Raw genomic sequence first — 14,086 nt, 5'->3', positions numbered from 1 at the left:
CCGTCACCTGCCGGGGGGTGTGGTCGGGGCGGGAGTCGAGCTCGGGGCGAGGGCCGCGCCCGGGCCGGCCGACGCGCCGGAGGCCGTGGCCGTCACCGGGGCGGACGAGGCGGCGGACGCGGTGGCCGTCGCCGGGGCGGGCGAGGAGACGGACGCGGAGGCGGCCGCCTCCGGGGGGCGCAGCACGAGGGGGATCTGGGCGGAGGACTGCCGGGGCGCGGCCGAGGGGACGCCCTTCACGGTGCCGTCCCGGTTCAGGAAGGCCGGGTCGCCGCCGGGGACCATGCCGAGTTCGCGGGCGCGGCGCTGGAGGGCGTCGGGGGCGGAGTAGGAGTCCACGTCCCGCTGGAGCGCCTGTTCCTCGTCGGTGAGGTTCTTGGTGTCGGTCTTGAGGTCGTCCAGCCTGAACGAGCCTTCGCTGAGCGCCGAGTTCAGCACGAGGAGACCGATGAGGCCGCCGCCGAGCAGCAGGACGACAAGGAGGACGAACGGGGTCCGGGCCGCCCGGGCCCGGCCCGCGGGAAACAGCCGCGCGAGCCGGGCGGCCCGCCCCTTCAGCACGGGTTTCCCGCTCACGCGCCCTTTGCCGGGCGGGATCGCGGACCCGGGTCCGCGGCCGGGCCGGCCGGGCCGCCTCTGCACCGGCGTCACTCGACGTCCTCCCGGATGCGCTCGGCCCCGCGCAGGCGGGCCGGGGCGGCCCGCCGGTTCTCGGCGACCTCCGCCTCGGTGGGCAGTTCGGCGCCGCGCGTCAGCAGCTTGAGCCGGGGCTGGTAGCGCTCGGGCACGACCGGCAGCCCGGGCGGCGCGGTGGTCGCGGCACCGGCCGCGAACACCTGCTTCACCAGGCGGTCCTCCAACGAGTGGTACGACAGGACGGCGATCCGGCCGCCCACGTCGAGCGACTTCACGGCCGCGGGGATCGCCCGTTCCAGGACGGACAGTTCGCCGTTGACCTCGATCCGCAGGGCCTGGAAGGTGCGCTTGGCCGGGTTGCCGCCGGTGCGCTTGGCGGCCTGCGGCAGTGCGTCCCGGATCAGCTCCACCAGCCGTGCGCTGTTGCTGAACGGCTCCTTCTCGCGCTCGCGCACGACTGCGCTCACGATCCGCTTGGCCTGCTTCTCCTCGCCGTAGGCCCGCAGGATCCGGACGAGTTCACCGGCCGGGTAGGTGTTGAGGACCTCGGCGGCGCTCATGCCGGTCGTCTGGTCCATCCGCATGTCGAGCGGGGCGTCCTGGGCGTAGGCGAAGCCGCGGTCGGCCTCGTCGAGTTGCATGGAGGAGACGCCGAGGTCGAACAGGACGCCCTGGACGCGCGGGATGCCGAGCCGGTCGAGGACGTCGGGGAGTTCGTCGTAGACCGCGTGCACGAGGGTGGCGCGTTCGCCGAAGGAGGCGAGCCGCTCGCCGGACAGGCGCAGGGCCTCCTTGTCGCGGTCGAGGGCGACGAGCCGGGCCTCGGGGAACTGCGTCAGCAGGGCCTCGCTGTGTCCGCCGAGGCCGAGGGTGCAGTCGACGACCACCGCTCCCGGGCGCCCGAGCGCGGGGGCCAACAGGTCCAGGCACCGCTGGAGCATCACCGGGACGTGTCGACTCTGACTCAAGGGGCCCTCTCAGGTCCGGCGCGGCCCACGCACCGCCGGGTCCCCACCCTCACCCCAGCCGGGAGCGGGAGGAGGCCGAGCCGTACGTACGCACCGCGCACGCGGGGAGATCTCCGGACAGCGCGCCGGGGTCTTCGGGGGTATCCAGTGCAGCAGGGAGGGTCTCGCCTCCCGCTTCGCGTCACTTTAGTCCACCGGGTGTCCCGGTCAATCAACCGGCCTGCGCGTCGCGTGCCGGTGTGAGTACGAAGCGGCAAACCGGGGAAAATCACCCCGGCGGAGGCACAGGCGCCACCTGTGTGGGTTAGCTCACAAGAGGACACAATGGATCTCTTTTCCCCCTCTCACACCGCGACGGGACCGGCTGTGACCAGTACGGTCATAACCATGACGCCTTCTGCATCGGTTCCCACCGGCTCCGGGCCGGCCATATCCGGCGGTACCGTGACCGACCGCCTGGTCGAGGCGAACGGGCAGTACGCCGCCGCGTTCGCCGACCCCGGCATGGACGCCCGCCCCGTCCTGCGTGTCGCCGTCGTGGCCTGCATGGACGCCCGTCTCGACCTGCACGCGGCGCTCGGCCTGAACCTGGGCGACTGCCACACCATCCGCAACGCCGGCGGCGTGGTCACCGACGACGTGATCCGCTCCCTCACCATCAGCCAGCGCGCGCTGGGCACCCGCAGCGTCGTGCTCATCCACCACACCGGCTGTGGTCTGGAGACCCTCACCGAGGAGTTCCGCCACGACCTGGAGATGGAGGTCGGCCAGCGCCCCGCCTGGGCGGTGGAGGCGTTCCGGGACGTCGAGCAGGACGTGCGCCAGTCCATGCAGCGCGTGCGCACCTCGCCGTTCCTGCTGCACACCGACGACGTGCGCGGCTTCGTCTTCGACGTGAAGACCGGCCTGCTGCGTGAGACGGACCCGGCCTAGCCCCGTATCAAACCCCGTAAGCCCCGACATATCGCGGCCAGTTGTCCACAGGCGAGTGACACGAAACGGTAACGGCAGCAAGAATGCAGGGGTGATGTCGCGCGGAACACTTCCGCGCGGTGTCCGTTTTCGGGGTGGGCCGGTCCGCGTCACGATGCGTCGGCCCGGAAAGTACGGGCCGAGGAGGGCCGGGTGACGACCTATGACGATCGAGCGAGCCTCACTGATCTGACCGCCACTGTGGAGCGTGTCCGCAGTTCGGTGGAAGGGGTGATCGAGGGCAAGCCCGAGGTCGTACGGCTTACGCTGACCGTGCTGCTCGCCGAGGGGCATCTTCTGATCGAGGATGTCCCAGGCGTCGGCAAGACGATGCTGGCGAAGGCTCTGGCGCGGTCCGTGGACTGTTCGGTGCGACGTATCCAGTTCACTCCCGACCTGCTGCCGTCGGACATCACCGGCGTGTCCATCTGGGACCAGCAGCAGCGGGACTTCGAGTTCAAGCCGGGGGCGATCTTCGCGCAGATCGTGATCGGCGACGAGATCAACCGCGCCTCGCCCAAGACCCAGTCCGCGCTGCTGGAGTCGATGGAGGAGCGCCAGGTCACCATCGACGGGCAGACGTACGAACTGCCCAGCCCCTTCATGGTGGTGGCCACGCAGAACCCGGTCGAGATGGAGGGCACCTACCCGCTGCCCGAGGCCCAGCGCGACCGCTTCATGGCCCGCGTCTCCATGGGATACCCCAGCGCGGAGGCCGAGTTGCAGATGCTCGACGTGCACGGCGGGGCGAGCCCGCTGGAGGACCTCCAGCCGGTGGCGCACGCGCACGACATCGTGAAGCTGGTGGAGGCCGTCCGGGGCGTCCATGTCGCCGAGGCGGTCCGCCGGTACGCGGTGGAGCTGGTATCGGCCACACGCACCCACCCCGATCTCAGACTCGGGGCCTCCCCGCGCGCGACGCTGCATCTGCTGCGCGCGGCGAAGGCGTCCGCGGCCCTCGCCGGCCGGGACTACGCCCTGCCGGACGACGTGCAGGCGCTCGCCGTCCCGGTCCTGGCCCACCGGCTGCTGCCCACCGCGCAGGCCCAGATCAACCGGCGTACGTCGGAACAGGTCGTCGAAGAGATCCTCCAGCGCACCCCGGTGCCCGCCGCACCCCAGCAGCAGAGCGGCTACGGCCCGGCGCACGGCGCCCCGGCCTACCCGCAGCGGCCGCCGCGGAGGCTGTGATGGCCTCCGGGGGGACGGGCCACGCGGACGCCGACCGGAAACAGCAGGGAGGCGTCCGCGCGGCCCTGGCGGGGCTGACCACCCGCGGCCGATCGTTCCTGGCCGCCGGGGTCGCCGCCGCCGTCTGCGCCTATGTCCTGGGGCAGGCCGACCTGCTGCGGGTCGGCCTGCTCCTCGCGGTGCTGCCGCTGGTCTGCACGGCCGTGCTGCACCGCACCCGCTACCGGGTGGCCGGCAGCCGCCGGCTCGCCCCCGCGCGGGTGCCCGCGAGCAGCGAGGCCCGGGTCCATCTGCGGATGGACAACGTCTCCAGGCTGCCCACCGGCCTGCTCATGCTCCAGGACCGGGTGCCGTACGTGCTCGGCCCGCGTCCCCGCTTCGTGCTGGACCGGGTGGAGGCGGGCGGCCGCCGCGAGGTGTCCTACCGGGTCCGCTCCGACCTGCGCGGCCGTTATCCGCTGGGCCCCCTGCAACTGCGGCTGGCCGACCCGTTCGGGATGTGCGAGCTCACCCGGTCCTTCTCGGCGCACGACACCCTGACCGTCACCCCGCGCGTGACACCGCTGCCGCCGGTCCGGCTGACCGGCGAGGCGAAGGGGTACGGCGACGGACGCCAGCGGTCGCTGGCACTGGCCGGCGACGACGACGTGATCCCGCGCGGCTACCGCCACGGGGACGACCTGCGCCGCGTGCACTGGCGCTCCACCGCGCGCTACGGCGAGCTGATGGTGCGTCGCGAGGAACAGCCGCAGCGCGCCCGCTGCACGGTGCTCCTCGACACCCGGGGTCTCGCCTTCCGCGGCGCCGGTCCCGACTCGGCCTTCGAGTGGGCCGTCGCGGGCGCCGCGTCCGTCCTGGTCCACATGCTGGAGCGGGGTTTCTCCGTGCGGCTGGTCACGGACGACGGCAGGGCGGTGCCGGGCGAGGGCGCGGACGGCTTCGCGGGCGCCGGCCAGGAGTCGGCGGAGGCGGCCGGGCTGATGATGGACACGCTCGCGGTGATCGACCACTCGGACGGCACGGACCTGTCCCGGGCGTACGACCTGCTGCGCGGCGGGAACGAGGGCCTGCTGGTGGCGTTCTTCGGCGACCTCGACGAGGAGCAGGCGGCGGTGGCCGCCAAGATGCGCCGGCGCAGCAACGGCGCGCTCGCCTTCCTGGTGGACGGCGACACCTGGGGACCCGGGACACCGGACGGGACCGGCCCGGCGGACGGGCGGCAGGAGCGGCTGCGGACCCTGCGCGAGGCGGGCTGGACCGCCCTGAGCGTGCCGCGGGGCGCCCTGCTGGAGGACCTGTGGCGTCAGGCGGACCGGGATCGCGCCCAGCTCGCCGCCACGGGCGCGACGGGCGCGACGGCCGGTGGGGAGAGCGGGTCATGAGCGGGCGGGCACGACTGACACTCTGGGCGTGGGCGGCCACACTGCTCGCGGCGAGCGCCCTGCTGCCCCTGGTCGACTCGGTCGGCTGGATGCTGGAGGCCGCCGTCCTGCTGGCGATCCAGTCGGGCGTGGGCGCGGCCACCCGCCGGGTACCGCTGCCCCGGACGCTGACCGTGCTGGCCCAGGTCCTGGTCACACTGGTGCTGCTGACCCTGCTCTTCGCCCGGCAGCAGTCCCTGGGCGGACTGCTGCCCGGCCCGGACACCTTCCGCACCTTCGGCGAGCTGTTCCGGACGGGCATCGAGGACGTGGGACAGTACGCGATCCCGGCCCCGCTGTCCGACGGCATCCGGCTGATGCTCGTCGGCGGTGTGCTGGTGATCGGGCTGCTGGTGGACACCGTCGCGGTGACCTTCCGCAGCGCGGCCCCGGCCGGTCTGCCGCTGCTGGCGCTGTACTCGGTGGCCGCGGGCATCTCCGACGGCAGCGCCGACTGGTTCTTCTTCCTGCTCGCGGCGGCCGGCTATCTGGTGCTGCTGCTGACCGAGAGCCGGGAGCGTCTCTCCCAGTGGGGCCGGGTCTTCGGCGGGACACCGCGCACCCCGGGCGGCGATTCCGGCCCCTCGGCCCCGGTGCGCACCGGCCGGCGGATCGGCGCCGTCTCGCTCGGCATCGCCCTGGCGGTACCGCTGCTGCCGCTGCCCGCGATACAGGGCGGCCTGCTGGACAGCGCCAGGACCGGGGTGGGCACGGGCACCGGGGACGGCGGCACGGTCTCGGCGGTGAACCCGCTGGTGTCGCTGAAGGACAGCCTGAACGTGCAAGAGGACCACACGGTGCTGGTGCTGCGCACCAACAGCCAGACCCTCTCCGACATGTATCTGCGGATCGTGTCCCTGGACGAGTTCGACGGCACCACCTGGAAGCCCTCGAAACGGCACATCGTCACCGTGCCGGACGAGCTGCCCACGCCGGTCGGGCTGGGCGCCGATGTCAGACGGGCGGAGATCACGACCCGGATCTCGGCCGCCGACTGGTACGCCCAGGACTGGCTGCCGATGCCGTACCCGCCGAGCGCCGTGAGCGTCAAGGGCAACTGGCGCTACGAGCCCGAGGGCATGACGCTCGTCGGCGACCACGGCCAGACCACCCGCGGCGCGACCTACGAGGTGAAGAGCCTGGAGGTGCTGCCGACGGCCGAGCAGCTCGCCGCGGCACCACTGGCGCCCGAAGGGCTGCGCGACGAGTACACGAAGGTGCCGGACTCGCTGCCGGCGGTGGTGGCGCGCACCGCCCGCACGGTCACCGACGGCGCGGTGACCGACTACGCGAAGGCGGTCAAGCTCCAGGACTACTTCGCCGTCGAGGGCGGCTTCCAGTACAACACCGAGGTCAAGGTCGGCACCGGCCCCAACGCGATAGCCCGCTTCCTGGAGGAGAAGGAGGGCTTCTGCGTCCACTTCTCCTTCGCGATGGCCGCGATGGCCCGCACGCTGGGGATTCCGGCCCGGGTCGCGGTGGGCTTCGCGCCGGGCTCCCTCCAGTCGGACGGCTCGGTGTCGGTGGGGCTGAAGGACGCGCACGCCTGGCCCGAGCTGTACTTCCAGGGTGTGGGCTGGACCCGCTTCGAGCCGACGCCCACCCGGGGCACGACGCCTCCGTACACCCAGCCGGAGTCGTCCGGGAGCAGTGCTCCCGACGAGCCGCAGGCGAGCCGTTCGGCGGGCTCGGTGGCCTCCGACGCACCCGTGGTGGGCACGAGCTGCTCGGCGCAGGACAAGAAGCTGGAGGGCTGCGCGGGAGCGCTGCCCGCGGACTCGGCGCGGCAGGACGGCGACGGCGGTCACTGGTACGACACCGTGGGCTGGATCCTGCTGGGCCTGGCCGCGGTGGCCCTGCCGCTGTTGCCGATGCTGTGGCGGCTCAGACGCCGGTCGGTGCGGCTGGGCTCGGCCCGTCACGCCCCGTCCGCGGTGGGCGCGGCCCTGCCCGGCGGCCGTCAGCGCGCCGGTGCGCTGTACACGGACGAGCTGGACATGACGGCGGCGGCGCCGGACGGGACGGTGTTCCGGCAGGCCGACGCGATCGTCACCGGGCAGGTCCTGGCCGCCTGGCGCGAGCTCACCGACACGGCCTGGGACTACGGCATCGTGCCGGACGACGCGCTCACCCCGCGCAGGGCGGCCGCCCGGATCGTGCGGCTGGCGCATCTCGAGGAGCCAGCGGCCGGGTCGGTGCACCGGGTGGCGTCGGCCGTGGAGCAGGTTCTCTACGCACCGCAGCCGCGGGCCGAGCCCGGTCTGGCCGGGGACGTGCGCGTTCTGCGGACGGCCCTGCGGTCGCGGGCGAGCCGGACCGCCCGGCTGCGGGCGCTTCTCGCGCCCCGGTCCGCCGTGCGCGTGGTCTGGGACCTCGGCAACCGCTGGGCGGAGCTGCGGGCGGACTGGGCCGTGCGGTGGACGGACGCGGTGCAGCGGCGCCGGCCCTCCGAGGAGCAGAGCGGCTGACCGGACGGGCCGGCCGCACGACGGCCGGCCCGCACCGGGCCTCCCCCGGCTTCTTCGGGCCTCCCCGAGCCTCTCCGGGCCGCGGGTCGGAACGGCGGCCCGGGACCACACGACGGGAACGGCGGCCCGGGACGACCACGCGGGCGGGAACGGCGGCCCGGGGGCTACGCGGGCGGGAGCATGACCGAGGGGGTGACCACCGTACGGTGGTCACCCCCTCGGTGATACTCGGGGAGCTGTCGGAACCTCAGTGGCCCTGCTCGTCACGGCGCCGCTGCCAGCGCTGTTCGATGCGGTCCATCATGGACCGCTTGGCTCGTGTCTGACGGCGCGGCTGCTGCCCGGCCCCGGCAGGCTGTTCGCCTGGCTTGGGTGCCTTGCGCCAGCCGGTCACGGCGAGCACCGCGCACCCCAGCATGACGAGGAAGCCCACCACGCTGAGCCACACCTGCTTGGCGACCATTCCGGCCATGAGGAGCGCAATACCTACGAGGAAGCCCGCGACCGCCTGGTAGACCCGCCGCCGGGTGTACGTACGCAGCCCGCTTCCCTCAAGCGCCGACGCGAACTTGGGATCTTCGGCGTACAGCGCTCGCTCCATCTGCTCGAGCATGCGCTGCTCGTGCTCCGAGAGCGGCACGGAGTCCTCCTCATCGTGCAGTCGCCGGGGCGACCCGGGGGGTCCCTTCAGGATAGGCAGGGAATCGCCCCCGTGAAACCCGCCCCTCTACACCAATTGGCCAACCAGAATCCGGCATGAACGTTCGGGCTCGCTGAGGCTTCCATTCCCCGGCGGCCGCCCCGTCATGCCGGGTGGTCTGCCTCGATCATACGGCGGACAGCGCCCGAACGGGGGGCCTGTGGCGTACTCCATCTGCGGCCAAGCCCCTGATCAGCGGCGCACCGCTCAGGCCTCGGCGGCCTCGTGCGTCTCACCGAGCACATGGAGCTGGGTGGCCACGGAGTGGAAGGCCGGCAGTTCGGCCGCGGCCTCCTCCAGCTTCAGCAGTGCCTCCAGGGCTCCGGGCTCGGTGTCGACGAGCACACCGGGGACGAGGTCGGCGAAGATCCGCACGCCGTGCACGGCGCCGACCCTGAGACCGGCGCCCTCGACCAGCCCGGTGAGCTGCTCGGCGGTGAAGCGGTGCGGCACGGGGTCGCCCGCTCCCCAGCGGCCGTCCGGGTCGCCCAGAGCCTGGCGGGCCTCCGTGAAGTGACCGGCGAGGGCCCGCGCGAGCACGGCGCCGCCGAGCCCGGCCGCGAGGAGGCTGAGGACACCCTCGGTCCGCAGCGCGGCGACCACGTTGCGCACGCCCTCAGCGGGGTCCTCCACGTACTCCAGGACGCCGTGGCAGAGCACGGCGTCGTACCCGCCGCGCTCGACCACGTCGAACAGTCCGTGCACGTCGCCCTGGACGCCCTGCACCCGGTCGGCGACCCCGGCCTCGGCCGCGCGGCGCTCCAGCGCGAACAGCGCGTTGGGGCTGGGGTCGACGACGGTGACCCGGTGGCCGAGCCGGGCGACCGGAACGGCGAAGTTGCCGCTGCCGCCTCCGCTGTCGAGGACGTCCAGCGACTCACGCCCGGTGGCCTTGACCCTGCGGTCGAGGGCGTCCTGGAGAACCTCCCAGACCACGGCGGTACGGAGGGAGGCACGGGGGCGCATCGGGTCCGGCACGGCAGTCGACTCCTCGGCACGGCACCGCCTCTGGTACGGCGGAGCGAACGGGGGTGCCGTCCCGGCCCGGTGCGCGGGCGGCGGGACGGCTTCAGGCGTTGTCCACCCTATTGCCTCGGACCCCTCCCCCGGTCATCGGACCGCATGCCGGCCGGGCCCCGCACGGGCTCCCGACGGCAGCGCGCCGCGCGGGAGGTCCGAGGCCCGGCCCACCAGTCCGGAGCGGCCGGTACGGCGCCGGTCATCCCGCGTCCTGGCGTGCCTGCGGAAGCACCGGCTGGAGCACCAGCAGCCGTTCGACGATGCGGACGAACATCGCCACGTCGCGTATCAGGTCGTCGGCGTCCCGGCGGCCGGCGGCCCCCTGGATGCCCGCCTCGGCCCGGGCGCGCCGCCGGGCCCCGGCGGCGAACAGCGCGCTCCACTCGGTGAGTTCGGGCGCGATCTCGGGGAGCACTTCCCAGGCGCTGCGGATCCTGGCCCGGCGCCGGGGGTTGGACTCCGGGCGGCCGCGCGCGGCGAGCACGGCGGCGGCGGTGCGCAGGGCGGCGAGGTGGGCCGTCGCATAGCGCTCGTTCGGTGTTTCCAGGACGGCGGCCTCGTCGAGTCCGGCACGGGCCTGGGCGAGCAGGTCGAGGGCGGCGGGCGGGGCCGTGGTCCGGCGCAGCACGGGGTGCACGTCGCTCGCCGGTCCGGTCAGTGAGGGGGCAGGGCCGGTGGCGCGGCGCCGGTGGGCGGCTGCTGCGTTCGAGCTGGCCATGACGAACCTCCTGTCGTCTGGTGACGGCACTGTGGCCGTATGTGCCCATCGTGCGGTATGCCACTGACAATCCGTTCCGACCTGGGCTTTTGCTTCGAGCGAAGGTTCGGGTTAGTTTTTGCACTGACCAGTCAGTTCAAAAAAATTGGGGATGGACGGGATGGGCATGGGGGGAGCCGGGGACGGCGCCGCCGTCACGGCCCGGGACTTCGGGCTCGAGGGCCCCCGCGGCTGGGCGTTCCGCGGGGTCTCGGTCGAGGCGGAGCCGGGCGCACTGATCGCGATCGAGGGACCGTCCGGGTCGGGCCGCACCAGCCTGCTGCTCGCGCTCACCGGGCGGATGAAGGCAACGCGGGGCACGGCGACCGTGGGCGGGGCACGGCTGCCGAAGCAGTCGGCGGGGGTGCGCCGGCTCGCGGCGCTGGCGAACGTGCCGGGTGTCACCGACCTGGACCCCGCCCTGACCGTCGGCGAACATCTGCACGAACGGGCGCTGCTCCAGCGGCGGTTCGGGGACTCCTTGCGCGGGCTGCTGCGCCCCCGGGCGGAGCGGTCGGCCGAGGAGCGGCTGCGCGTCGACACCGCGCTGGCCGCCGCGGGCCTGGACCCGGCGACCCTGCCCAAGGGCTCGCGTACCGCCGTACGCGACCTGGAGCGGCTGGAGGCGCTGCGTCTGTCCGTCGCGCTGGCGCTGATCGGACGGCCCCGCCTGCTGGGCGTCGACGACACCGACCTCAAGCTCTCCGTGGCCGAACGGGCAGACGTGTGGGGACTGTTGAGGTCCCTCGCCGACGCCGGGACCACGGTCGTCGCGGTGTGCAGCGAGGCCCCCGAGGGCACGACGGCCGTCTCCGCCCGGCCGGCCTCCACCGCGGCGCCCGGCCCCGACGCGCGGACCGGCCCCGGGACCGACACCGACACGGATCCCGACACCGACACCGACACGGATCCCGACGCGGATCCCGAAACCGACCCCGAAACCGACCCGGAGTCCGAGGCGGAAACCGACCCGGAATCCAGCCCCGGAACCGACCCCCAAGCGAAGAAGGAGGCGGCCGATGCGCTCGCCGAGACTGGCCGCTCTTGAGCTCCGCCGCTTCCGCCGGGGCAAGCTCCCCTGCGCCGCCCTGGTCGCGCTTCTGCTGCTGCCGCTGCTGTACGGCGCGCTCTACCTGTGCTCGTTCTGGGACCCGTACAGCCGGCTCGACCGCGTCCCCGTGGCCCTGGTGAACGAGGACGAGGGAACCCGGGTCGGCGGAAAGCGGATCGACACGGGCCACGACCTCACCGAGGGGCTGCGCGACAGCAGGACGTTCGAGTGGCACGAGGTGAGCGCCGCCGAGGCACGCGCGGGCGTGGAGGACGGCACGTACTACCTGTCGCTGACCATGCCCGCCGACCTCAGCCGTCGTATCGCCTCCAGTTCGGGCGACTCCCCCGAGACGGGCGCGCTCCAGGTGCGCACGAACGACGCGAACAACTACATCGTCGGGCAGATCTCGCGGACGGTGTTCGCCGAGGTGCGCACGGCGGCGTCGACGAAGGCGTCGCGGTCCTTCCTGGACCGGATCTTCGTCTCGTTCTCCGACATCCACGGGCAGACGGTGAAGGCGGCCGACGGCGCCGACCGGCTCAAGCACGGCATCGGCAAGGCCGAGCAGGGCTCGAAGGACCTCGCCGACGGGCTGGCGGACGCCCGCACCGGCAGCACCGAGCTGGCCCGGGGCCTGAAGAAGCTCGACTCGGGCGCGGGCGACCTGGCGGACGGCTCGCGGCAGGTCGCCGAGGGCACCCAGGCGCTGGCCGACCGGGTCGACGGCATCGCGGGCACGGTGGGCCCGTTCGTCGCGGACAACGAGAAGACCATCGGGGACACCGCCCGGCTGGTCGCCGACTCGGCGGGCGCGATCCGCCGCAACCTCGGCGTCCTGGTCAAGACGGCTCCGGCCGCCGCCGACGGCGCCCACGCGGCCTCGGACACCCTGCACGACGTCTACGAGCGGCGCTGCGCGGCCCCGGTGCTGCCCGACGCCGCCTGCGCCGATCTGAAGAAGGCCCAGGAGGCCGCCGCCGACGTGGCGTCGATCGCCGACGACCTCAACACCCTGATCGCCGACCAGAACAGCGACCTGAAGAAGCTCGACGCGCAGCTCGCCCTGCTCCAGAAGCAGGCCCGGGCGCTCGCCGACCGCGCGCCGCATCTCTCCGAGGACCTCGACGACGCCGTCTCCAAGATCGACAAGCTGAACACCGGCGCCGCCCGGGTCGCCGCCGGGGCGAAGCGGCTGTACACCGGACTCGGCACCGCCCGGACCGGCGCGAGCGACCTCGACGCGGGTGTCGGCCGGCTCGGCTCGGGCGCCGACGACCTGAGCGGCGGCATGTACAAGCTCGTCGACGGCTCCGGCACCCTGGCCGGCGGCCTGCACGACGGCGCCGCGCGGATCCCCGACTACGACGAGCAGGACCGCGACCGGCGCACCGGGGTCATGGCCGACCCGGTCAAGCTGGCCTCGCAGAACCTGCACAAGGCGCCCAACTACGGCACCGGGTTCGCCCCGTACTTCATCCCGCTGTCCCTGTGGGTCGGCGCGATGGTGGCGTACATGCTGATCCCGCCGATGAACCGGCGCGCGCTCGCCGCGGGCGCCCCGGCCTGGCGGATCGCGCTGGCCGGCTGGCTGCCCGTGGTCGCGGTCGGCGTGCTCCAGACGACGGCCCTGATGGCCGTGCTGCACTGGGCGATCGGGCTGGAGATGACCCGGGCGGCCGGGACCGTCGGCTTCCTGTTCCTGGTGTCGGCGTGCTTCGCGGCGCTCGTGCAGTGGCTCAACGCGCGCTTCGGCGCGGCGGGCCGGATCCTCGTCCTGGCCCTGCTGATGCTCCAGCTGACGTCCGCGGGCGGCACGTACCCCGTACAGACCAGTCCCCGCTTCTTCGACGCGATCCACCCCTTCCTGCCGATGAGTTACGTCGTCGCGGCCCTGAGGCGGCTCATCACCGGCGGCGGTCTGGGCCCGGTGTGGCAGGCGTGCGCCGTGCTCGCCGCGTTCACCGCGGGTGCCCTCGCGCTGACCGCGCTGTCGGCGCGCCGCCGCCAGGTGTGGACGCTCGACCGGCTGCACCCGGAGCTGACCCTGTGATCCCCCGGGGACCGGTCCGGGCCCCGGTTGCTGTGAGAATCGACGCCATGGAAAGCAGCAGCGCCACGTCGGGCGGCAGCACGCGCCGCGAGGCCACCCGGCAGAAGCTCTACGAGGCCGCCGTCACGCTCATCGCCGAGCAGGGCTTCTCCGCCACCACGGTGGACGAGATCGCCGAGCGTGCCGGGGTCGCCAAGGGCACGGTCTACTACAACTTCGCGAGCAAGTCGGTCCTCTTCGAGGAGTTGCTGCGGCACGGCGTGGGACTGCTGGCCGCGTCCCTGCGGGACGCGGCCGTGCGCACCGAGCGCGAGGGCGGCACGAAGGTCGACGCCCTGGACGCGATGATCCGCGCCGGGCTCGTCTTCATCGACCGCTACCCGGCCTTCACCCAGCTGTACGTGGCCGAGCTGTGGCGGACCAACCGGGCCTGGCAGTCGACGCTCATGGTGGTCCGGCAGCAGGCGGTGGCCGTCGTCGAGGGCGTGCTGCGCGAGGGCATCGAGGGCGGCGAGTTCAGCGACGAGATCGACGTGCAGCTGACCGCGGCCGCGCTGGTCGGCATGGTGCTGGTCGCTGCCCTGGACTGGAAGGCGTTCCAGCCGGAGCGGTCGCTGGACGACGTGCACGCGGCACTGTCCCGGCTGCTCCAGGGCCGGGTCAGCGGCGGCCGCTGACGCCCGTCCGGCACCGCCCCCGCCGCACGCGGCCTGGGTGCCGCCCCCGCCGCACGCCGCACACGAAAGTGCCGGTCCGTCCCGGCCGCGTCCCCCCGCGGCCGTTCCGGACCGGCACTTCGCCGTACCCCCGTGTTTCCCGTGTCCCCGTGCTCGCCCGTCGGTTCCCCGT

Annotated in this window: 12 protein-coding genes; 7 read left to right on the top strand and 5 right to left on the bottom strand. The window is 73.6% G+C overall.

Going from position 1 to position 14,086, the window contains the following annotated elements; translation table 11 throughout:
- Nucleotides 1-3 precede the first annotated feature (3 nt).
- Nucleotides 4-576: a cell division protein FtsL gene (ftsL, locus tag ACZ7OY_RS05045; RefSeq protein WP_471910074.1), complete on the bottom strand. Its 573-nt coding sequence runs from the start codon at nucleotides 574-576 to the stop codon at nucleotides 4-6.
- A 71-nt stretch (nucleotides 577-647) separates the two neighbouring features.
- Nucleotides 648-1,604, bottom strand: coding sequence for a 16S rRNA (cytosine(1402)-N(4))-methyltransferase RsmH (gene rsmH / locus ACZ7OY_RS05040; protein WP_471910073.1), 957 nt, complete (start codon nucleotides 1,602-1,604; stop codon nucleotides 648-650).
- Nucleotides 1,605-1,991: 387 nt separating this feature from the next.
- Here rsmH and ACZ7OY_RS05035 point away from each other — a divergent pair, with 387 nt between their 5' ends.
- From ACZ7OY_RS05035 to ACZ7OY_RS05020, 4 genes are all read left to right on the top strand, one after another.
- Nucleotides 1,992-2,537: a beta-class carbonic anhydrase gene (locus ACZ7OY_RS05035; RefSeq protein WP_351620756.1), complete on the top strand. Its 546-nt coding sequence runs from the start codon at nucleotides 1,992-1,994 to the stop codon at nucleotides 2,535-2,537.
- Between the two features lie 192 nt (nucleotides 2,538-2,729).
- A complete protein-coding gene (locus ACZ7OY_RS05030; protein WP_471910072.1) occupies nucleotides 2,730-3,767 on the top strand; it encodes an AAA family ATPase in 1,038 nt (345 codons plus the stop codon).
- Nucleotides 3,767-5,149 (top strand): DUF58 domain-containing protein, encoded by a 1,383-nt coding sequence (locus tag ACZ7OY_RS05025; RefSeq protein ID WP_471910071.1) that lies wholly within the window; start codon nucleotides 3,767-3,769, stop codon nucleotides 5,147-5,149. Before ACZ7OY_RS05030 ends, ACZ7OY_RS05025 begins: the two co-directional genes overlap by 1 nt.
- Nucleotides 5,146-7,656, top strand: coding sequence for a transglutaminase TgpA family protein (locus tag ACZ7OY_RS05020; protein WP_471910070.1), 2,511 nt, complete (start codon nucleotides 5,146-5,148; stop codon nucleotides 7,654-7,656). Before ACZ7OY_RS05025 ends, ACZ7OY_RS05020 begins: the two co-directional genes overlap by 4 nt.
- 247 nt (nucleotides 7,657-7,903) lie before the next feature.
- On the opposite strand, the gene ACZ7OY_RS05015 is transcribed toward ACZ7OY_RS05020, so the two are convergent.
- The 3 genes from ACZ7OY_RS05015 to ACZ7OY_RS05005 all read right to left on the bottom strand — a co-directional run bounded on the left by ACZ7OY_RS05015 (nucleotide 7,904) and on the right by ACZ7OY_RS05005 (nucleotide 10,094).
- Nucleotides 7,904-8,296 carry a DUF3040 domain-containing protein gene (locus ACZ7OY_RS05015; protein ID WP_351600102.1) on the bottom strand — a complete coding sequence of 131 codons (393 nt, stop codon included), beginning with the start codon at nucleotides 8,294-8,296 and terminating at the stop codon, nucleotides 7,904-7,906.
- A 267-nt stretch (nucleotides 8,297-8,563) separates the two neighbouring features.
- A complete protein-coding gene (locus ACZ7OY_RS05010; RefSeq protein WP_471910069.1) occupies nucleotides 8,564-9,334 on the bottom strand; it encodes a methyltransferase in 771 nt (256 codons plus the stop codon).
- 241 nt (nucleotides 9,335-9,575) lie between these two features.
- Nucleotides 9,576-10,094, bottom strand: a complete 519-nt coding sequence (locus ACZ7OY_RS05005) for an SAV_6107 family HEPN domain-containing protein (protein ID WP_471910068.1) — start codon at nucleotides 10,092-10,094, stop codon at nucleotides 9,576-9,578.
- 166 nt (nucleotides 10,095-10,260) lie between these two features.
- Here ACZ7OY_RS05005 and ACZ7OY_RS05000 point away from each other — a divergent pair, with 166 nt between their 5' ends.
- Genes ACZ7OY_RS05000 through ACZ7OY_RS04990 form a run of 3 tightly spaced genes read left to right on the top strand, consistent with a single transcriptional unit; the run spans nucleotide 10,261 to nucleotide 13,914 of the window.
- Nucleotides 10,261-11,181, top strand: coding sequence for an ATP-binding cassette domain-containing protein (locus tag ACZ7OY_RS05000; protein WP_471910067.1), 921 nt, complete (start codon nucleotides 10,261-10,263; stop codon nucleotides 11,179-11,181).
- On the top strand, nucleotides 11,153-13,237 hold the full coding sequence (locus ACZ7OY_RS04995; RefSeq protein ID WP_471910066.1) for a YhgE/Pip family protein: 2,085 nt from the start codon (nucleotides 11,153-11,155) through the stop codon (nucleotides 13,235-13,237). Before ACZ7OY_RS05000 ends, ACZ7OY_RS04995 begins: the two co-directional genes overlap by 29 nt.
- A 47-nt stretch (nucleotides 13,238-13,284) precedes the next feature.
- Nucleotides 13,285-13,914, top strand: coding sequence for a TetR/AcrR family transcriptional regulator (locus tag ACZ7OY_RS04990; protein WP_471910065.1), 630 nt, complete (start codon nucleotides 13,285-13,287; stop codon nucleotides 13,912-13,914).
- Nucleotides 13,915-14,086: the final 172 nt, after the last annotated feature.

This window comes from Streptomyces sp. NPDC107559 (assembly GCF_055657365.1).
The sequence above is the reverse complement of the archived record's forward strand: the minus strand, read 5'-3'. Positions and strand labels throughout refer to the sequence as shown.

Coding starts and splice junctions, on each gene's coding strand:
- ACZ7OY_RS05000 (WP_471910067.1), top strand. CDS start 10,261: ATGGGGGGAGCCGGGGACGGCGCCGCCGTCACGGCCCGGGACTTCGGG.
- ACZ7OY_RS04995 (WP_471910066.1), top strand. CDS start 11,153: ATGCGCTCGCCGAGACTGGCCGCTCTTGAGCTCCGCCGCTTCCGCCGG.
- ACZ7OY_RS05035 (WP_351620756.1), top strand. CDS start 1,992: ATGACGCCTTCTGCATCGGTTCCCACCGGCTCCGGGCCGGCCATATCC.
- ACZ7OY_RS05020 (WP_471910070.1), top strand. CDS start 5,146: ATGAGCGGGCGGGCACGACTGACACTCTGGGCGTGGGCGGCCACACTG.
- ACZ7OY_RS05005 (WP_471910068.1), bottom strand. CDS start 10,094: ATGGCCAGCTCGAACGCAGCAGCCGCCCACCGGCGCCGCGCCACCGGC.
- ACZ7OY_RS04990 (WP_471910065.1), top strand. CDS start 13,285: ATGGAAAGCAGCAGCGCCACGTCGGGCGGCAGCACGCGCCGCGAGGCC.
- ACZ7OY_RS05025 (WP_471910071.1), top strand. CDS start 3,767: ATGGCCTCCGGGGGGACGGGCCACGCGGACGCCGACCGGAAACAGCAG.